At 74.9% G+C, this 19,262-nt stretch carries 17 protein-coding genes; 9 read left to right on the top strand and 8 right to left on the bottom strand.

Features of this window, described 5'->3' with window-relative positions:
* Window positions 1-86: 86 nt before the first annotated feature.
* Entirely contained in the window at window positions 87-374 is a 288-nt protein-coding gene (locus SNOUR_RS32200) for a hypothetical protein (RefSeq protein WP_067354043.1), read from the top strand.
* Window positions 375-585: 211 nt separating this feature from the next.
* Window positions 586-1,086 (top strand): ATP-binding protein, encoded by a 501-nt coding sequence (locus SNOUR_RS32195; protein ID WP_067354040.1) that lies wholly within the window; start codon window positions 586-588, stop codon window positions 1,084-1,086.
* A 9-nt stretch (window positions 1,087-1,095) separates the two neighbouring features.
* On the opposite strand, the gene SNOUR_RS32190 is transcribed toward SNOUR_RS32195, so the two are convergent.
* Window positions 1,096-1,416, bottom strand: coding sequence for an SHOCT domain-containing protein (locus SNOUR_RS32190; RefSeq protein WP_067354038.1), 321 nt, complete (start codon window positions 1,414-1,416; stop codon window positions 1,096-1,098).
* Window positions 1,417-1,653: 237 nt separating this feature from the next.
* Here SNOUR_RS32190 and SNOUR_RS32185 point away from each other — a divergent pair, with 237 nt between their 5' ends.
* The 3 genes from SNOUR_RS32185 to SNOUR_RS32175 are packed head-to-tail and all read left to right on the top strand — an operon-like array spanning window position 1,654 to window position 3,880.
* Window positions 1,654-2,274 (top strand): TetR/AcrR family transcriptional regulator, encoded by a 621-nt coding sequence (locus SNOUR_RS32185; RefSeq protein WP_067354035.1) that lies wholly within the window; start codon window positions 1,654-1,656, stop codon window positions 2,272-2,274.
* A 26-nt stretch (window positions 2,275-2,300) separates the two neighbouring features.
* On the top strand, window positions 2,301-2,888 hold the full coding sequence (locus SNOUR_RS32180) for a DUF4865 family protein (RefSeq protein ID WP_067354033.1): 588 nt from the start codon (window positions 2,301-2,303) through the stop codon (window positions 2,886-2,888).
* Window positions 2,882-3,880: a phosphotriesterase family protein gene (locus SNOUR_RS32175; RefSeq protein WP_099055741.1), complete on the top strand. Its 999-nt coding sequence runs from the start codon at window positions 2,882-2,884 to the stop codon at window positions 3,878-3,880. The genes SNOUR_RS32180 and SNOUR_RS32175 overlap by 7 nt, the downstream gene beginning before the upstream one ends.
* Window positions 3,881-4,315: 435 nt before the next feature.
* Here the strand turns inward: SNOUR_RS32175 and SNOUR_RS32170 are convergent, their stop codons facing one another.
* Window positions 4,316-5,542 (bottom strand): ROK family protein, encoded by a 1,227-nt coding sequence (locus SNOUR_RS32170; protein ID WP_067354031.1) that lies wholly within the window; start codon window positions 5,540-5,542, stop codon window positions 4,316-4,318.
* A 17-nt stretch (window positions 5,543-5,559) separates the two neighbouring features.
* Between SNOUR_RS32170 and SNOUR_RS32160 the strand changes: the two genes are divergently transcribed.
* Both SNOUR_RS32160 and SNOUR_RS32155 read left to right on the top strand, forming a co-directional pair.
* Window positions 5,560-6,891: an MFS transporter gene (locus tag SNOUR_RS32160; protein ID WP_376738553.1), complete on the top strand. Its 1,332-nt coding sequence runs from the start codon at window positions 5,560-5,562 to the stop codon at window positions 6,889-6,891.
* A gap of 197 nt (window positions 6,892-7,088) precedes the next feature.
* Window positions 7,089-7,844, top strand: a complete 756-nt coding sequence (locus SNOUR_RS32155; RefSeq protein ID WP_067354024.1) for a maleylpyruvate isomerase family mycothiol-dependent enzyme — start codon at window positions 7,089-7,091, stop codon at window positions 7,842-7,844.
* A gap of 48 nt (window positions 7,845-7,892) precedes the next feature.
* On the opposite strand, the gene SNOUR_RS32150 is transcribed toward SNOUR_RS32155, so the two are convergent.
* The 3 genes from SNOUR_RS32150 to SNOUR_RS32140 all read right to left on the bottom strand — a co-directional run bounded on the left by SNOUR_RS32150 (window position 7,893) and on the right by SNOUR_RS32140 (window position 11,269).
* Window positions 7,893-8,558, bottom strand: coding sequence for a response regulator transcription factor (locus SNOUR_RS32150; protein WP_067354022.1), 666 nt, complete (start codon window positions 8,556-8,558; stop codon window positions 7,893-7,895).
* Entirely contained in the window at window positions 8,555-9,805 is a 1,251-nt protein-coding gene (locus SNOUR_RS32145; RefSeq protein ID WP_079142989.1) for a sensor histidine kinase, read from the bottom strand. Before SNOUR_RS32145 ends, SNOUR_RS32150 begins: the two co-directional genes overlap by 4 nt.
* A 183-nt stretch (window positions 9,806-9,988) precedes the next feature.
* Entirely contained in the window at window positions 9,989-11,269 is a 1,281-nt protein-coding gene (locus SNOUR_RS32140; RefSeq protein ID WP_067354020.1) for a geranylgeranyl reductase family protein, read from the bottom strand.
* A gap of 177 nt (window positions 11,270-11,446) precedes the next feature.
* Between SNOUR_RS32140 and SNOUR_RS32135 the strand changes: the two genes are divergently transcribed.
* Window positions 11,447-12,817, top strand: coding sequence for a dipeptidase (locus SNOUR_RS32135; protein WP_067354017.1), 1,371 nt, complete (start codon window positions 11,447-11,449; stop codon window positions 12,815-12,817).
* Window positions 12,818-13,335: 518 nt separating this feature from the next.
* On the opposite strand, the gene SNOUR_RS32130 is transcribed toward SNOUR_RS32135, so the two are convergent.
* From SNOUR_RS32130 to SNOUR_RS32120, 3 genes are all read right to left on the bottom strand, one after another.
* Window positions 13,336-14,370, bottom strand: coding sequence for an NUDIX hydrolase (locus SNOUR_RS32130; RefSeq protein WP_067354015.1), 1,035 nt, complete (start codon window positions 14,368-14,370; stop codon window positions 13,336-13,338).
* A gap of 292 nt (window positions 14,371-14,662) precedes the next feature.
* Window positions 14,663-16,654, bottom strand: coding sequence for a serine/threonine-protein kinase (locus SNOUR_RS32125; protein WP_079143593.1), 1,992 nt, complete (start codon window positions 16,652-16,654; stop codon window positions 14,663-14,665).
* Window positions 16,655-16,881: 227 nt separating this feature from the next.
* Window positions 16,882-17,838, bottom strand: a complete 957-nt coding sequence (locus tag SNOUR_RS32120) for an ROK family protein (protein ID WP_067354012.1) — start codon at window positions 17,836-17,838, stop codon at window positions 16,882-16,884.
* 184 nt (window positions 17,839-18,022) lie between these two features.
* Here SNOUR_RS32120 and SNOUR_RS32115 point away from each other — a divergent pair, with 184 nt between their 5' ends.
* Window positions 18,023-19,063 (top strand): LacI family DNA-binding transcriptional regulator, encoded by a 1,041-nt coding sequence (locus SNOUR_RS32115; protein ID WP_067354010.1) that lies wholly within the window; start codon window positions 18,023-18,025, stop codon window positions 19,061-19,063.
* Window positions 19,064-19,262: the final 199 nt, after the last annotated feature.

Here is a 19,262-nt window from a genome sequence, read left to right as displayed (position 1 = left end):
CACTGGTGTACGGGGCGCGGTGGCGGCAAACTTCCCTACGGGGGGCGGTGGACGACACCCGCCCGCGACACCGGGGAGTGGTGAGGATGGCCGAGCCGGAATACAACGCGACCGGCGTACGGATCGAGCGGTCGTTGCGGTCCTTGACCAGGGCGGGGCAGGTCCGCATCAGCGGCGGCCGGCTGGCGCTGCTGACCAGCTACGGCAGGGAGATCGACAGCGCCCCGCTCGGCGCGGTGGAGGCCCACAAGCCCCTGTTCGCGGCCCGCGACCGGGCGCTCGCCATCCTCAACGGCAACCGCTACTCCCTCACGCTGGGCGCCCGGGACCGCTTCCTCAACGCCGTACAGGCGGCCCGTCGGCCACGCGCGTGAACGCCGGCCGGGGCCCCGTGCGCCCCGATACACCGGACAGCCCCCACGGCCGAGCCGGTGCGGTTGCGGCGGTGCACCGCCTGCCCGACCCTGGACACGTATCACTGAGGGTTCACCAGCGATGACGCTGTGGCGCAGCCGGTATCGCTGGTTCCGATCTTCGCCCCTCCCCGGTACGAGGGGCGCCCGGCCTCATCAGGGAGTCGCGGTCGTGATCAGGCAGCCCAGCAGACACTGCACGGTGGAGCTCCAGGCCGTCCCGGCCCGCATCGGCCATGTGCGCGGGATCGTCTCCGCGCAGCTGCGGCACTGGCATCTCGACGCCTTGATCGACCCGGCCTCGCTCGGGGTGACCGAGCTCCTGGCCAACGTCCACCGGCACGCCCGCCCCAGCAAGCAGTGCACCGTCGAACTCTGCGTCCTGCTCGACCAGTTGACGGTCTCGGTGCACGATCTCGATCCCCGGCTGCCGCGCCTGCGGACCGCCGACAGCTGGGAGACCTCCGGCCGCGGGCTGGCGCTGATCGCGGCGCTCAGCGAGAGCTGGGGGGTACGCCCGCACACCCCGGGCAAGGTCGTCTGGTTCACCCTCCCCGCCCTGACCACCGCCCCCGAAGGGGCCCGCGCGCTGCGCACCCACTGGGACACCGCGCCACTGGAGGAAGCGGGCACCGACCCCCGCCCCCGGAACCGGAGCGCGAGGGTCGGCTGACGCGGGGATTCAGGCCGCCGCGCCCCCCTTGCGGCCGGCGCCGAAGTGCTCCTCCAGTACGGACAGCCGCCGCCAGTACTCCTCCTCGTCGATCTCGCCGGCGGCGAACCGGCGCCCCAGGACGGCGATCGGCGTCGGGGTGTCACCGCCGCCCGCGGGCCGGGGGCCGGGCCACGGCCCGCGGAAGGCCCGGCCGGGGCCGCCGTGTCGCCACACGGTGCGGCGCAGCAGGGTCACCGCACCGAGGACGACGGCCGCCCAGACGAGCGGGACGAACAGGATCCAGGGACCCGGGCCGCCGCCGGACCAGTGTTCTGCCAATGCGTTCATGGAAGTCAGCTCCTTGACGGGACGCGCCGGACGATCTCCACCCACGGGCCGGCCGGAGTCGCCGGGTTACGCCTTCGAGACTCGCTCCCCCGGCCCCGCGCGTCGTCGTACGCCCGGCGACAGTGCGCGTACGACGCACGGGGTACCGCCCCTCCCCCCGGGAGTACCCCGCCCCGGAGCCGCGCCCCTCCCACCTCGCTCTTGATCTTTGTAACTACTGGTATGTACAGTCGCCGTATGAGCAGCACACGGGACAGCGCAGCGGCGGCCGGCACGCCCCCGCCCGGCAGCACTCAGGAACGGCTCGTCATCAGCACCCAGGAACTCCTGTGGGAGCGCGGCTACGTCGGCACCAGCCCCAAGGCGATCCTCCAGCACGCGGGGGTGGGACAGGGGAGCATGTACCACCACTTCGCGGGCAAGTCCGACCTCGCGTTGGCGGCGATCCGACGCACCGCGGACGACATGCGGGCGACGGCCGAGGAGATCTTCGCCGCTCCCGGCACGGCGTACGACCGCGTCGCGGCCTATCTGCTGCGGGAGCGGCAGGTGCTGCGCGGCTGCCCGATCGGGCGGATGACGCAGGACCGCGACGTGGTGCAGGACCCCGAACTCCGGGCGCCGCTGGACGAGATGTTCGGCTGGCTCCGGCGCCGGATCGCCGAGGTCCTCGCCGAGGGGCAGCGACACGGCGAACTGTCCGACGCCCTCGATCCGGCGGCCGTCGCGGCCAGCGTCGCCGCGGTCGTCCAGGGCGGCTACGTCCTGGCCCGGGCGGCCGAGGACCCCGCACCCTTCGACGCGGCCGTGCACGGCCTGCTCGCGCTGCTCGCCGCGCAGACCACGCCCACCCCCTGACCTGCCCCTTCCTCCTCGGAGCCGCCATGCACGCCATGCAGTACAGCGTCACCCTGCCCGCCGACTACGACATGGAGATCATCCGGCACCGGGTGCGGACCAGGGGCCACCTGCTGGACACCTTCGAGGGCCTCGGCCTGAAGGCGTACGGCATCCGGGAGCGCGGCACCGACGGCTCGCCGGTCAACCAGTACGCGCCGTTCTACCTCTGGGCCGACCAGGCGGCGATGAACCGCTTCCTGACGGGCGACGGGTTCCGCGGCGTGATCCGGGACTTCGGACGGCCGGCGGTCCACAACTGGCAGGGCCTGTACCACCGTCCGGGCCCCGCGGCCGGCCACGCCCCCGCCACCTTCACCCGACGGACCGAACCGCTCCCGGAGAGCGCCGACGTGGCGACGGCCATCGAGGACGCACTCGCCACCCACGAGAAACTGGCGGCCACGGAGGCGGTGCACACCACTGCGCTGGGCCTCGACCCCCACCACTGGGAACTGGTCCACTTCACCCTCTGGACGGGCGCCGCCCCCGAGTCCGCGGCCGGCGAGCGCTTCCAGGTGCTGCACCTGTCCACGCCGGACCTCGCACGGCTGGACGGCGGGCGGCAGTGGTGACCCCGCGCCCCGCATCCGCCCCCGGCCACCGCACCGCGCCCGCCGGCCCCACCGTCCGCACCGTCCTGGGCGACCTCGCCCCCGACCGGCTCGGCGTCTGCGACGCGCACGACCACCTCTTCCTGAGCAGCCCCCAGCTGCCCGGCCAGGAGCTGGCCGACGCCGCGGCGGCCGGCGCCGAACTGCACGCCTTCCGCGCGGCCGGCGGGACGGCCGTGATCCAGTGGACGCCCTACGGCATGGGGCGGCGCGCCGCCGAACTCCCGCGACTGGCACGGGAGTCGGGAGTGACGATCGTCGCCGCGACCGGCCTGCATCAGGCGGCGCACTACGGCCCCGGCGTCCTGGAAGGACTCCCGGCGGACCCGGCCGCGCTGTTCGTCACCGAACTGACCGAGGGCATCGGCGCCACAGGCGCCACCGGCACCACCACCGGCGACGATGCGGAGCCCCGGCCGCGGGCCGGCATGATCAAGGTGGCCGGCGGCTTCCACGGACTGGACCACCACGCCCGGCGCACCATGACGGCCGCCGCCGAGGCCCACCGGGCGACCGGCGCGGCCATCGGCGTCCACCTGGAGCTGGGCACCGGGGCGCTGGACGTCCTCGACCTGCTCTGCGGCGAACTGGCGGTCCCGCCGGATCGGGTGATCCTCGGCCACCTCAACCGCTCGCCCGACCCCGCCGTGCACCGGATGGCCGCCGAGGCCGGCGCGTACCTCGCCTTCGACGGACCGTCGCGCGCCAACCACGGCACGGACTGGCGGATGCCGGACGCGGTGGCGGCACTCTGCGACGCCGGATTCGCCGACCGCATCCTGCTCGGCGGCGACACCACGACGGCCGCCGCCCGCTCGGTGAACGGCGGCCCCGGCATGCGGTATCTGCTGCGCAGACTCCGACCACGGCTCGAACTCGCCGTGGGGACGGCGGCGGTGACCCGGATGCTCACCACCAATCCGGCCCGTGCGTTTGCGGCCGCGTGGCCGTGACGGTTGGCCTGTCCGCTGCGCTTGGCCGGCTTCCCACGTTGTCGGCTGTCCCGCCGTGCCCGCCTGACGGCGGGGGCCGATGTCCGCTGCGCGGGGCCGGGCCCGCCTGGCGGCGGGATCGTGCGTTGTCCGCTGCGCGGGGCTGTTGGGTGCGGTGACGGGCCTGCGGGGGTGGTGTGCCGGACTGCTGGCGCTTTACGTCCTGCACACCACCCCCTCCGGCCCGTCCCCTCCCGTTGTGGGTCATAAAGACGGCGAGTGGGAGCTGACGCCGGTGGTCCGGTGACGGTCACCACTCCACAACGAACCCGCAGGGGCCCACCGGCATACGCCCCCACCCACCAGTTCCCATGACCATCCACGGGAGGTGCCGAACAGCCCCGCGCAGCGGCACCGCCCCGCGCAGCGGACCCGCACGCAGTGGGCGGCCCCCTGTCACGCGGACGCGTCGAGAATGACCAGCGGATCGTCCAGCACCGGCTGCCAGGCCAGCTCCGCCGCGCCCACGAGGCTGTTGTGGTCCAGGCTGCAGGGGAGGATGGGGACGCCGCCGCTGCGGCCCCACAGGCTGCGGTCGGCGACCACTGCCCGGAGGCGTTCGGGGTCGGCTTCGACGAGCGCTCGGTGGAGGCCGCCGAGGATGATGCGGTCGGGGTTGAGGATGTTGACCAGCCCCGCGAGGCCCAGGCCGAGGCGGTCGATGAGCAGGTCGGCGGCGGCGCGTACGCCCGGGTCGGCGTACTCGTTGCGGAGGAGTTCGCCGGCCTGGTGGAGGAGGGAGACCTCCGGTCCGGGCTCCCGGCCGGCGGCGACGAGGAAGGCGAGCGGGTCGGCCTCGACGTCCAGGCAGCCGCGGCTGCCGCAGTGGCAGGGCGTGCCCTCGGGGTGGACGGTGAGGTGGCCGACCTCCAGGGCGAGGCCCGAACTGCCGCTGTGCAGACGGCCGTCGAGCACCAGGGCCCCGCCGACGCCCCGGTGGCCGGAGGCGACGCACAGCAGGTGACGGGCGCCGCGGCCGGCGCCGTGCCGGTGTTCGGCGAGCGCGCCGAGGTTGACGTCGTTGCCGGTGAAGCCGATCTTCTCGGTGACGCCGGGGATGCCGGCGTCGGCCAGCGCGCGCAGGAAGAGTTCGCGTACCGGGGCGCCCGAAGGCCAGGCCAGGTGGAGCGGGTTGAGCGCCTCGCCGTCCGGTTCGGCGACCGCGGAGGGCACCGCGAGGCCGGCGCCCAGGCAGCGTCGCCCGGTGTCGCGCAGCAGGGCGGCGCCGGCCTCCACCACCTCGGCGAGGACCTGCGCGGGGTCCGCGGGGATGATGCCGCAGCTGGGCGTGGTGGCGACGATCCGGCCGCCGAGGCCGACCAGGGCGGCGCGGTACCCGTCGGCGTGGATCTGTGCGGCGAGCACGACCGGGCCGTTCTCGTTGACCGACAACCGGTGGGACGGCCGTCCCTGGGAGCCCGCGGAGGCGTGCGGCCGGGAGTCGACGGTGATCAGGCCGAGCGCTTCGAGCTCGGCGGCCACCGCCCCGGCGGTCGCGCGGGTCACGCCGAGTTCGGTGGTCAGGACGGCACGGGTGGGCGCGCGTCCGGTGTGTACGAGCTCCAGTGCGGGTCCGAGGGCGCTGCGGCCCCGCTCCAGCCTGGTTGTCCGAGTCTGGGTCACACCTCTATTCTGGCTTTGTGCCGACGCTAAACAAAATACGCACGGCCTTGACGCGCAATCGGGCCCAGATCGCCTCCGACGCCTCGAAATCCCCTCCATCGCCGCATAGCCGGACGGCGTGTGCCGTCCCGGTACCGGCCGCCCCCGGGGCGACCCGGCTGCGCGCCGCGATCACCGCGTTCTTCGCCATGGACGGCTTCCTCTTCGCCGGCTGGGTCGTCCGGATCCCCGCGATCAAGGCGCAGACCGGCGCCGGCGCGGGCACGCTGGGCCTGGCGCTGCTGGGCGTCTCGGTCGGGGCGGTGGCGTTCATGATGCTCACCGGGCGGCTGTGCCGGCGCTTCGGCAGTCATGCCGTGACCGTGGCCTCCGGTGCCGCGCTCGCGCTGAGCATCCTGCTGCCCCCGCTCGCCCGTTCGGCCACCGCGCTCGGCCTGGTGCTGCTGGTCTTCGGCGCGGCGTACGGCTCCCTCAACGTCGCCATGAACAGCGCCGCCGTCGAACTGATCGCGACCCTGCGCCGCCCGGTGATGTCCGGCTTCCACGCCGCCTTCAGCCTGGGCGGGATGGTCGGCGCCGGGCTCGGCGGGCTGGTCGCGGCGCACCTCTCGCCCTTCGTGCACCTGCTGGTGCTGGCGGTGTGCGGACTGCTGGTGACGGCCGTCGCGGGCGTCGCGCTGCTACGGCGACGTACGGGAGCGGGGACACCGGCGGCTCCCCCCGAGGAACGCGTCGAGCGGCACTCCCCGGCGGCGCCCGATCGGCCGCGGGGATCCCGGGTGCCCGGTCGGACCCGCCGGCTCGTGCTCGTCTTCGGCGTGATCGCGCTGTGCACCGCGTACGGCGAGGGTGCGCTGGCCGATTGGGGCGCGCTGCACCTCTCCCAGGACCTGGCCGCCTCACCGGGCCTCGCGGCCGCCGGCTATGCGGTGTTCGCGCTGGCGATGACCGCCGGGCGGCTCTCCGGGACCGTGCTCGTCGAGCGCTTCGGCGCGGCGCGGGCCCTGGTCGCGGGCGGCGGCACGGCGGCGGCCGGGATGCTGCTGGGGGCGCTGGCGCCGACCGCGTGGGGCGCCTGCGCCGGATTCGCGGTCGCCGGTCTGGGGCTGGCCAACATCTTCCCGATCGCCATCGCACGGGCCGGGGCGACGGGCGGCCCGGACGGGGTCGCGGTGGCCTCGACGATCGGCTACGGCGGCATGCTGCTGGGCCCGCCCGCCATCGGCTTCCTGGCCGAGGTGTGGGGCCTGCCGGTGGCGCTGACCACGGTCGCGCTGCTGGCCGCGGTGGCGGCTCTGGTCGCGCATCTGACGCGTGGGGCGCACCGGAGCGAGGTCGCCCGGCCCTGAGCCGGTTTGCGCGTACGGGTGGGGTGACGAACCGTCATCTTTGGTAGGGCGACGGGGCGTTGTGGCCGATGGTGTGGCCGACGGCGACGGGCTCGCCCTTTTCGGTGACGTGTCGGCGGACTCCATCGCAGGGTGCGCCCAGGCGGCGGGCGGCCCGGGGCGGTGCGTTGTCAGTGGTGGCTGGCAGACTCGGGGGCATGGAGATCACTGAGTTCGTCGAAACGCTGCGACTGGACGGCGGGCTGCTCGCGGACGCCGCCGACGAGGCCGGGCCCGACGCCCCCGTGCCGGCGTGCCCCGAGTGGCGGATGCGCGATCTGGTGCTGCACATAGGGCGGGTCCACCGCTGGGCGGCGGGGTTCGTGACCGAGCCCGGGGATCGGCGGATGCCTTTCCCGGAGGCCCCGGAGCTGTCCGACGACGAGCTGGTGCCGTGGCTGCGCGAGGGGCACCACCACCTCGTCGTGGCGCTGCACACCGCGCCGAAGGACCTGCGGACGTGGGCGTTCCTTCCCGCCCCGTCCCCGCTGGCCTTCTGGGCGCGTCGGCAGGCCCACGAGACGTCGGTGCACCGGGTCGACGCCCAGCAGGCGGCCGGTGTCCCGCTCACGCCGCTGCCGGCGCGCTTCGCCGCCGACGGTGTCGACGAACTCGTGGCGGGCTTCCACGCCGGTGACCGCAGCCGGCTGCGCCCGGACGCACCCCGGACGCTGCGGCTGCGCGCCGTCGACACCCCCGGCGCGGACTGGACGGTGCACCTCACCCCCGACGCGCCACCACGCACGGTCCGGACGCCCGACGCACCCGAGGCCGGGGCCACCGCCGACTGCACCGTCGAGGGCCCGGCCGAGCGGCTGTATCTGGCGCTGTGGAACCGCCTCCCCTGGGACGGGCTGACGGTCTCCGGCGACGCGTCGCTGCGGACGCTGTGGCAGGAGCGGGCGGGCATCTGACCGGTGCCCGACGGGCCGGCCGCGGGTGGCCGGGCGATGAGCGCCCGGCTACCCGAGCCAGCCCGGGCGCACCAGCCCCGACTCATAGGCCAGCACCACGAGTTGGGCGCGGTCGCGGGCGCCCAGCTTGACCATGGTGCGGCTGACGTGGGTCTTGGCGGTGAGCGGGCTGACCACCAGCCGGCGGGCGATCTCCTCGTTGGAGAGCCCGATGCCCACCAGGGCCATCACCTCCCGCTCGCGTTCGGTGAGCGCGGCGAGTTCGGCGGCCGGCGCCGGCTCCTTGGAACGGGCGGCGAACTCCGCGATCAGCCGGCGGGTCACCCCCGGCGAGAGCAGCGCGTCGCCGGCCACCGCCGCGCGCACCGCCCTCAGCAGCTCCTCCGGTTCGGTGTCCTTGACCAGGAAGCCGGAGGCCCCGGAGCGGATCGCCTCGAAGACGTACTCGTCGAGTTCGAAGGTGGTCAGCATGACGACCTTGACGTCCCGCAGTGTCGGGTTCTCGGTGATCCGCCGGGTGGCGGCCAGGCCGTCGACGACCGGCATCCGGATGTCCATCAGGACCACGTCCGGCCGGTGCGCGCGGACGGCGGTCAGCGCCTCCTGGCCGTCCGCCGCCTCGCCGACCACCTCGATGTCGGACTGGGCGTTCAGCAGCGCCTTGAAGCCGGCCCGGACCAACAACTGGTCGTCGGCGAGCAGTACCCGGATCACGACTCCTCCTCGATGACGGTGCGGGCCGCGGCGGCGAGCGGGATGCGGGCCCGGACCCGGAAGCCGCCGTCCGGCCGCGGCCCCGCCTCGACGGTGCCGCCGAGCGCCGCGGCGCGCTCCCGCATCCCGGCCAGCCCATTGCCACCGCCGGTCAGCTCCTTGGTACCGGCGGTGGCCGGGCCGTCGTCGACGACCCGGATCTCCAGCGCACCGGGAGCGTAGCGGAGCCGCACCCGGGCGGTGCGCGAGCCCGAGTGCCGGACGATGTTGGTCAGCGCCTCCTGGACGATCCGGAAGGCCGCGAGGTCGGTGCCGGGCGGCAGGGCCGCGGGGGTGCCCTCGGTGGTGACGTCCACGGCGAGGCCCGCTCCCCGGGCCTGTTCGGTGAGTTCGGGCAGCCGGTCCAGGCCCGGGGCCGGGGCGCGCGGGGCGTCTCCCGGGGTGCGCAGGGTGTCGAGGACCTGTCGGACCTCGCCGAGCGCCTCTTTGCTCGCGGCCTTGATGGTGGACAGCGCGGTCCGGGCCTGCTCGGGGTCGGAGTCCAGCAGCGCCAGCCCGACGCCCGCCTGGACGTTGATGACCGAGATGCTGTGCGCGAGGACGTCGTGCAGTTCGCGGGCGATCCGCAGCCGCTCCTCGTCGGCCCGACGGCGCTCGGCGGCGGCGCGTTCGGCCCGCGTCCTGGCCAGTTGCTCGCGGCGCACCCGGGCGAGTTCGGAGGCCGCCAGCACGGCCGCCACCCAGGCGGTGACGAGCAGTTCCTGGGCCCAGGGCGCCGGTCCGAGGTACGGGGGCAGCCAGCGGTAGAGCCAGTGCGCGACCAGGAGGTGGACCAGCCACACCCCGCCCACCGCGCACCAGGCGACCGTCCGGTACCCGGCGACGATCGCCGCGTAGGCGCCGAGGGCCAGGGTGACGAACACCGGCCCGTACGGGTAGCCGGCCGCGAAGTAGGCGGCGCAGCAGGCGGCGGTGCCCAGCGCCGTGGCCCGCGGATAGCGGTGCCGGAAGAGCAGCAGCAGGGCGCCGGCGAGGAGCAGCGCATGGCCGAAGGAGTCGAGCGGGACACGCCCGTGCGGGTTGCGGGCGGCGGCGTTGCTGCCGAGGGTGACCAGCAGGGTCACCGCGAGCGTCGAGCGCCACGGCAGCCGGCCGTCCGCCCGTATTCCGGGTTGCGGGGCCGCCGCCCACAGCTCCCCCGCAGCGCCGAGGCGGCGCCGCGCCCACGGCGGCCGTGCGTTGTCCATGCCGCAACGCTAGACCGCGGCGGGCGCGGCGGCGTCCGCCCGGCGGGGTGGTCGCGCCTACTCCCGGTGGAGTACCCGGCCGGGCGCCGGGCCGCCGTCCCGGACGTCCGGGACGGCGCCCACGCGACACTCACGGCGGCGCCGCGCCCCTACGAGGACGGCGGCGCGGCACCGCCTGACTCCTCACCGCCGTTCGGCCACCGGCTCCTGGTCGCCGACCTCCGCCGGCGGGACGGCCGACGCGGTCTCCCGGGACGCCTCCGCCCGGTCGAAGGCGTCCAGCGCGCGCCGGGCCACCGGATGCGCCCGGACCAGGTCGGCGAGCGTGGCCTGACCGCGGGTGATCTTGGCGAACGCCCGCCACGCCGGCCGCAGTCCCGTCACCGCGGCGTGGAACATCCCCGGGCGGCGCGCGAAGGCCGCCAGCATCCGGCGGCCGACGCCCATCTCCACTCCCAGCCCGGCCTTGATCGCGAAGGCGTAGTTCAGCGCCTGGCGGCGGGCGTCGACCGCGTCGTGCGCCTCGGAGATCCGCACCGCCCACTCGCCCGCCAGCCGCCCGGAGCGGAGCGCGAAGGAGATGCCCTCGCGGGTCCAGGGCTCCAGCAGGCCGGCCGCGTCCCCGCAGACCAGCACCCGGCCGCGGGAGAGCGGGGAGTCGTCGGCACGGCAACGGGTCAGATGGCCGGAGGAGATCGCGGGCTCGAAGCCGGCCAGGCCGAGCCGGCCGATGAAGTCGTCCAGATAGCGCTTGGTGGCCGCGCCCTCGCCGCGGGCGGAGATCACACCGACGGTGAGGGTGTCGCCCTTGGGGAAGACCCAGCCGTAACTGCCGGGCAGCGGGCCCCAGTCGATGAGCACCCGGCCCGCCCAGTCCTCGGCGACCGTCTCCGGCACCGGGATCTCGACCTCCAGCCCGAGGTCGACCTGGTCCACCTTGACGCCGACGTGCGCGGCTATCCGGCTCGCGCTGCCGTCCGCGCCGATCACGGACCGGGCCAGCACCACCTCGCCGTCGGCGAGCACCACCGCGACGGTCCGCCGGTCGGGGACGTTGGCGCCGTGCTGCTCGACCCGCGAGACGGTGACACCGGTCCGGACCCGGGCGCCGGCGTCCTTGGCGGACTCCACCAGCGCCGCGTCGAACTCGGGGCGGTCGACCAGCCCGAAGAGCGTGTTCTTGGAGCGGCGGGTGCGCGTCAGCTTGCCGTTCAGCGAGAAGGTGACGGCATGCACCCGGTCGCGCAACGGCAGTTCGAAACCGGGCGGCAGGGAATCCCGGGACGGGCCGATGATGCCGCCGCCGCAGGTCTTGTAGCGGGGGAGTTCGGCCTTCTCCAGGAGCAGGACCCGGCGTCCCGTACACGCCGCGGCGTGTGCCGCCGAGGCGCCCGCGGGCCCCGCGCCCACCACCACCACGTCCCACACCTGCTGCTCGCCCTCGGCTGCCTGCTCGCTGCTCACCTGTGCTTCCGCTCCCGTCCGATGCCTGGCTGCGCGTACCGCCCGCATCCTACGGGCCGCGTCCGGCCGAACCGCCTGTGGGAAGATCGGTGGCACGCACACGTACGTCCGGCCCGCCCGGCTCACCCCGCCGGACGTGCCCCATGTACCCAACGTCGCGCCCACAAGGAGCGTTCCATGTCTGACAGCCCGCTCGCCCAGACCGTCGCCGCACTGCAACCACGGGCCAGGACCGAGCTCGCCGAGCTGGTGGCCTTCAAGTCGGTCGCGGACTTCGCGCAGTTCCCCAAGAGCGAGAGCGAGGGCGCGGCCCGCTGGATCGTGGACGCCCTCCAGGCCGAGGGCTTCCAGGACGTGGCACTCCTGGACACCCCCGACGGCACCCAGTCCGTCTACGGCCACCTCCCCGGACCGGCCGGCGCCCCCACCGTCCTGCTGTACGCGCACTACGACGTCCAGCCGCCGCTGGACGAGGCCGCCTGGGTCTCCCCGCCGTTCGAACTGACCGAGCGCGACGGCCGCTGGTACGGGCGCGGAGCCGCGGACTGCAAGGGCGGCGTGATCATGCACCTGACCGCGCTGCGCGCCCTCAAGGAGCACGGCGGCGTCCCGGTCAACATCAAGGTGATCGTGGAGGGTTCGGAGGAGCAGGGCACCGGCGGCCTGGAGCGGTACGCCGAGGCACACCCCGAGCTGCTGACCGCCGACGCCATCGTCATTGGCGACGCCGGCAACTTCCGGGCCGGGCTGCCGACGGTCACCGCGACGCTGCGCGGCATGACCCTGGTGCAGGTCCGGGTCGACACCCTCGCCGGCAATCTGCACTCCGGCCAGTTCGGCGGCGCGGCCCCCGACGCGCTGGCCGCCCTGATCCGGATCCTGGACTCGCTGCGCGCCGAGGACGGCTCGACGACCGTGCGCGGGCTGACCACGGATGCCACCTGGGAGGGCCTGCAGTACCCGGAGGCGGACTTCCGCTCGGACGCCAAGGTCCTGGACGGCGTCGAACTGATCGGCACCGGCACCGTCGCCGACCGCCTCTGGGCCCGGCCCGCCGTGACGGTCCTCGGCATCGACTGCCCGCCCGTGGTCGGCGCCACCCCGTCCGTACACGCCTCGGCGCGCGCCCTGGTGAGCCTGCGGGTGCCCCCGGGCTCCGACGCCGCCGAGGCCACCAAGCTGCTGACCGCCCACCTGGAGAGCGCCGCCCCGTGGAGCGCGCGGGTCACGGCCGAGCAGGTCGGCCAGGGCCAGCCGTTCCGCGCGGACACCAGCAGCCCCGCCTACGCCTCGATGGCGGCGGCGCTCAGCGAGGCGTACGACGGCCAGGAGATGCAGACCTCCGGCATGGGCGGCTCGATCCCCCTGTGCAACACGCTGACCGCCCTCTACCCCGACGCGGAGATCCTGCTGATCGGCCTCAGCGAGCCGGAGGCCCAGATCCACGCCGTCAACGAGAGCGTGTGCCCGGAGGAGTTGCGGAGGCTGTCGCTGGCCGAGGCGCTTTTCCTGCGGAGCTATGCGGAGGGGCGGGGCGGAGCCGCCTGACGGCGGGGTGGTCCCGATACGCCTGTCCGCCTGACGGCGGTGGTTGCGGGTCCGCTGCGCAGGACGGTGCCGCTGCGCGGGGCTGTTCGGCAGCGGTGCCGGGGCTGCGGGGTGGGGGTTGTCCGGACTGCTGCGCTTTACGTCCGGACAACCCCCACCCCGCAGCCCCGTCCCCTCCCGTGAGTGGTCATGAAAACGATGAGTGAGGGTGCCGGCCCGTGGTCCCCTACGGGTTCGTCGTCGAGTCGTGACCGTCACCGGACCACCGGCATCAACGGTCGCGCACCTGTCTTTCCCACCCCACAACGGGAGGGGACGGGCCGGAGGGGGTGGTGTGCAGGACGTAAAGCGCCAGCAGTCCTGCACACCACCCCCGCAGGCCCGTCACCGCACCCAAAAGCCCCGCGCAGCGGACAACGGAACAACCCGCCGTCAGGCGGACACGCGCCGCAGGCGCAAAAGGCGAACCCCCACGGCGGGGTAGCCGACAACGTGCGGCACCCCCACGGGAACAACCGCTAGCCCACGGGAATACCAGCCTCAAGGTGCAACGGGCATCCCCGCTCCCGCGCCCGTAGGGCCCATCGGAGTCGGTTCCAGCGGACTGGCGGCAGCATGGTCTCCGCCTCGGCTTCGGTGACGAAGCGCCATTCGCGCAGTTCGGAGCCGGGAAGCAGCAGTTCCCGGATCTGGGCGGGGGTGAGCGTGCCCCCGTCGAAGAGCAGGCGCAGGCCGCCGAAGCCGGGGGGCTTGGGGGCTTCCCAGTCGAGGACCAACAGCTTGGGGGCGCGCGGGAGTTGGATGCCCAGTTCCTCGGCCACCTCGCGTATGCCGGCGCGGGCGGGTGCCTCGCCCGGTTCCACGATGCCGCCGGGGAACTCCCAGCCGGGCTTGTACGTCGGGTCGACCAGCAGGACGCGGTCCTGGTCGTCGAAGAGGAGCACTCCGGCGGCGAGGGTCTCCGCGGTGGGCTCGGGGGTCTGCACGATGTCGCAGGCACCGGCGCCGGTGCGGACGGCCTCGGCGACCCGTTCGGCGGTCTGGCGCGGGGTCAGCGCCGAGGTGTCGACGACGTGCGCGTCGCCCTTGAGCCAGTCCAGGGCCTGCGCGTAGGGCTCCAGGTGTTCCAGGCACCAGCGGCGCACGGACGCGCTGCCCTCGGGGTCGCCGGGCGTCTCCTCGCGGTGCGCTATGCGCTCGCGCAGGATCGTTTCCTCCGCATGGATCAGGACATGTCGGACGGGTATCCGGCGGGCGGCGAGGGAGCCGAAGATCTCGTCGCGGTACTCCTGGCGCAGCAGCGTCATCGGCGTCACCAGCGGGCCCGGCACCTCGGTGAGCAGTGCCGCCGCGGTGTCCACCACCATGCGCCGCCAGGACGGCAGGTCCTGGTAGTCGTCCACCTCCTCGAACCGCTTGGCCGGCAGCATCAACCGCAGCCCGCTGCCGAGGAGTTCGGGGTCGTAGAGCGTGCTTCCGGGAAGCAGGTCGAGCAATTCTTGAGCCGCAGTGGTCTTGCCCGCACCGAACGTGCCGTTCAGCCAGACGATCACGGTTTCCCCTCTTCCCTAGACCCAGGTGAGTTGCCCGCAACACCCTGCCACGGAAACGCTCGGGGCCACGGGCCGCGCACAGCACCGGGAACACCGCCTCGAAGAACACACCGCACGGGGGATTCCGGTCCGTCTCCCCCGCCGCGAAGCCCCGGCAAACAAGCGCTCCCCCGCCCCTTCAGCACCGAAACCCCCACCCGCGCACGGCCTCCGGTCCGCCGCGGGCGGGGCGGTACGTCGCATATGCCGGAGTCCCATGGAGATCCCGGCATCCGGGGAGCGTCGGCGAGGCTCAGCAGGTCCGCAGTCCCGGGACCGGCTGGTCGTTCTCCCCTCCGGTGAGGTAGACGACGCTGACGTAGACACCGGAATTGCCGCTGTCGTCATCGGTCTTGGCCCACCACACGTTGGTCCACTTCCCGTACGTCTCGCGACGGCCCAGCTTCGCCTGGCAGTAGAAGTAGTTGGTACCCATGTTGAGGTGGCCGACCTGCTGGAAGGACGCGGTGTAGGAGTTCGCGGTGCGCCACACGTCGCAGTTGGCCTTGCCGCCGCCGACGTCGGCGCAGGACGGGCCGCGGGTCGGTCCCCCGCCGCCGGTACCGCCGCTTCCGCCGCCGGCGCCGCCGGCCGTGGACCCGGACCCGCCGGTGGTGGTGCCGCCGTGCGCACCGCCCGCAGTGCCGCCCTGGCCGCCGCCCGAGGCCCCGCCGCCGACCGTGCCGCCCTGGCCGCCGGTCCGGCCCCCGTCGGCCTGGCCGCCCGTACTACCGCCCGGGACACCGGGCTTGGGGTTGCCGGACGGGGAGGTGTCGCCCGAGGGGCTCGCCGCGTCGGACGGCGACGGGGCGGTGGCCTTGCCGTCGCCACCGACCCCGCCCTTGCCGGCGGACACGCTCGGCCGGCCCGCCGTCGGCGTGGTGGCCGGTGCCGCCGGGTGCCGTCCGCCCGCGGTGTCCCGGTCGCCGGAGCCCCCGCCGACCAGTCCGTAGGTGATCCCGCCGCCGGCGGCCAGCACCGCGAGGACGGCGGCCACCGCCAGCAGTACCCGGCGGCGCCGGCGGGCCGGCAGCCGGGTGGTGTCGCCGTCCGGTCCGCCCGGATACGGGTGCGGGCCGGCGGCCCCGGCCATGCCGCCGGCGGCCGTGGCCGACGGGTCGTGAGCGGGGGCCTGCGGCGCGTACGGGGCCGGCGGCTGCGGCACGGGGCCGCCCTGCGCGCCGGGCCCGCCGAGCCAGCCGGCCGGCGCCGCGGCACCCGCGGGACCGGGCACCGGCCCGGCCCCCGCCGTGACGTCCGTGGCGGTGGGCGCGTACGGCAGGCCGGGCTGGGCGACCGACGGCGAGGCGGGCGGCGTCACACCGGGGTCGCGGCCCTCGGCCACCGCCTGGAGCATGCTGCGGGCCTGGGCGGCGGACGGGCGGTCGGCCGGGTTCTTGGCCATCAGGGCGTGCAGGACGGGCGTCAGCGGCCCGGCCCGGCGCGGTGTGGGGAGCGGTTCGGTGACGATCGCGGTCAGCGTCGAGTACACCGACGTACGGCGGAACGGCGCACTGCCGCCCTCGACCGCCGCGTAGAGCGTCATGCCCAGCGACCAGATGTCCGAGGCCGGGGTGGGGTCCATGCCCTGGGCGCGCTCGGGCGGCAGGTAGTCCAGCGAGCCGACCAGTTCGCCGCTGCGGGTGATGTTGGTGGTGGCGCCGTCGCCGGGGGCCTCGATGCTGGCGATGCCGAAGTCGGTGAGCACCACCCGCCCCCTCCCGGGGCCCGAACGGCCCGCGGGGTGCCCCCATCCCTCCAACAGGACGTTGCCCGGTTTGACGTCGCGGTGCAGCACGCCCACCTGGTGGGCGGCGTCCAGCGCGTCCATCACGGCGGCGCCGATCCGGGCGGCCTCCCGGGGGTCCAGCGGCCCGTGCTCGCCGACGGCGTCGTCCATCGACGGGCCGTCCACCAGCTCCATGACGATGACCGGACGCCCGCCCTCCTCGATGACGTCGTGGACGGTCACCACGCCGGAGTGCCGGATCCGGGCCGCGGCCCGCGCCTCGCGCTGCATACGGGTGCGCAGGTCGGCGAGTTCGGGCGCGGAGGCGTCCGTATAGGCCCGCAGGACCTTGAGCGCGACCTCACGGCCCAGCACCTGGTCGTCGGCCCGGCAGACCACGCCCATGCCGCCGCGGCCGATCCGCCCGGTGACGCGGTAGCGGCCGCCGAGCACCCGCCCGGTCAGGTCGTCGTCGTTGCCGCGCTGGGGTCCGCCGCGGGAAGCGGCCCGCGGCACACCGCCGCCGGGCACCTCACCCGCCGGCCCGGGGCCGTTCGCACCGCCCGCCGCACCGGACCCGTTCGCACCGTGCTGCTCGCGCTCCCCCGAAGTCACCGTGCCGATCCCCTCGCTACCCGAATCCGTGCCCCACAGCGGCCTGTGCGTCCTGGACACCGGGGCGTTCGCCGCGGCCTCGGACGGCCGGCACCAGACTACGGGGCGGAGGGGGGCGGCCGGTGCCCTTATGGGGCAGGGGTGAACGCATCGAGACGGGACCGTTGTGCGGCGGCCGCGGCGGCGCCCACCACCCCGGCGTCGGTTCCCATTTGGGCGGGGACCACGGTCAGTCCGGAGACGAAGGACAGCGTCGCGTAGTCCCGCAGGGCGGTGCGCAGCGGGTCGAAAAGGACATCCCCGGCGCCCGCGACCCCGCCGCCGATGACCGCTATGTCGATCTCGACGAGGGTGGCGGTGGCGGCGATGCCGGCGGCCAGCGCCTGGCCGGCCCGTTCGAAGGAGCGCAGCGCGACGGCGTCGCCGGCGCGCGCCGCGGCGGCGACCGCGGCGGCGCTGGCGTCCCCGTCGGCGCCCGGCCGCCAGCCGTTGGCCAGTGCACGGCGGGCGATGTTGGGGCCGCTGGCGATCCGCTCCACGCAGCCGCGCGCGCCGCACGGACACGGATCGCCGTCGAGGTCGACACTGATGTGCCCGATGTGGCCCGCGTTGCCCGAGGGGCCCGGATGCAGCCGCCCGTCGAGGACCAGTCCGCCGCCGACCCCGGTGGAGACCACCATGCACAGCGCGTTGTCGTGGCCCCGGGCCGCGCCCTGCCAGTGCTCCGCCGCGGTCATCGCGACCCCGTCGCCGACCAGCGTCACCGGGAGCTCCCCCACCAGCGCGCGCACCCCGGCGACCAGCGGGAAGTCGCGCCAGCCGGGGATGTTGACCGGGCTGACGGTGCCGGCCGCGGCGTCCACCGGGCCGGCGCTGCCGATGCCGACGGCCGCCACCCGCGCCCAGTCCGGCGCGGCGGCCAGCTCGCGGACGACCTCGGCCACCGCGCGCATCACGGTGGCCCCGTCCTGGTCCGCGGGGGTCGGCCGGGCGGCCCGGACGACGAGTCTGCCCTGCGCGTCCACCAGAGCGCCGGCGATCTTGGTGCCGCCAATGTCCAGGGCTGCGCTGAGGTCCGTCTGCATCGGTGTCGAATTCTCCTGGTGGGCATGGGGGGCCGGGGTACCGACCCGGCGTGAGAACGCCAGTCTTCCGGCATTTGACAACGTTGTCTAGGGGCTATGCTCGTCGCCACACGGTGGCCGGCCGCGCGCCCCGTCCGGCCGCGCCCACCACCGCATCCGTCCCCCGCCAGACAGGACCGCACACGTGACCGAGACCGCCCGCGGTACCTCCCATCGCTACGGCACCCGCCCCACGATGAAGGATGTCGCGGCGCGCGCCGGCGTCGGCCTGAAGACCGTCTCCCGGGTGGTCAACGGCGAGCCGGGCGTCACCCCGGACACCGAACGTCGCGTCCAGGAGGCCATCACCGCGCTCGGCTTCCGCCGCAACGACTCCGCGCGGATCCTGCGCAAGGGCCGGACGGCCAGCATCGGCCTGGTCCTCGAAGACCTCGCCGACCCCTTCTACGGCCCGCTCAGCCGCGCCGTGGAGGAGGTCGCGCGCAGCCACGGCGCCCTGCTGATCAACGGCTCCAGCGCCGAAGACCCGGCCCGCGAGCAGGAGTTGGTGCTGGCGCTGTGCGCCCGCCGGGTGGACGGGCTGGTGATCATCCCGGCTGGCGACGACCACCGCTATCTGGCACCGGAGATAGCCGCCGGCGTCGCGACCGTCTTCGTCGACCGCCCGGCCGGCCGGATCGACGCCGACGTGGTCCTCTCCGACAACTTCGGCGGCGCCCAGGCCGCGGTCGCCCACCTGATCGCGCACGGCCACCGCCGGATCGGCTTCATCGGCGACCAGCCGCGCATCCACACCGCCAAGGAGCGGCTGCGCGGCTACCGCACCGCGATGGCCGACGCCGGACTGCCGGTCGCCGACTCCTGGGTCTCCCTCGGCCCGACCGCCCCCGACCCGGTCCGCGCCGCGGCCACGGCCATGCTGGCCGCGCCCGAGCCGGTCACCGCCCTGTTCTCCGGCAACAACCGCGTCACCGTCACCGCCGTCCGGGTCCTGCGCGACCATCCCCGCCCGGTCGCCCTGGTCGGCTTCGACGACTTCGAACTGGCCGACCTGGTCCACCCCGCCATCACGGTCGTCGCCCAGGACTCCGCCCACCTCGGCCGCACCGCCGCCGGCCTGCTCTTCCGCCGCCTCGACGGCATCGACGACCCCCCGCAGCGCCTGGAGATCCCCACCCGACTGATCCCCCGCGGCTCGGGGGAGATCGCACCGCCGGAGGGCTGACGGGCTGCCCACCCTCCAGGGCTGCCCGCTCCTGACGCGCGAGCGGTGTGCAGCCGTTGCGCAGGCTGCGCCACGGCCCCTTCCGGCCCGGTCCATCGGACAACACACCTAGTGCTCGCGCACCGCCCGAACAACGAGCGTTCCGCTCTTCCTCCTCCCCGTGAGGGGGGGCCGGAAGAACGGTCGTGCGGCAGTCCCC

Source organism: Streptomyces noursei ATCC 11455, from assembly GCF_001704275.1.
Lineage (GTDB): Bacteria > Actinomycetota > Actinomycetes > Streptomycetales > Streptomycetaceae > Streptomyces > Streptomyces noursei.
The sequence above is the reverse complement of the archived record's forward strand: the minus strand, read 5'-3'. Positions and strand labels throughout refer to the sequence as shown.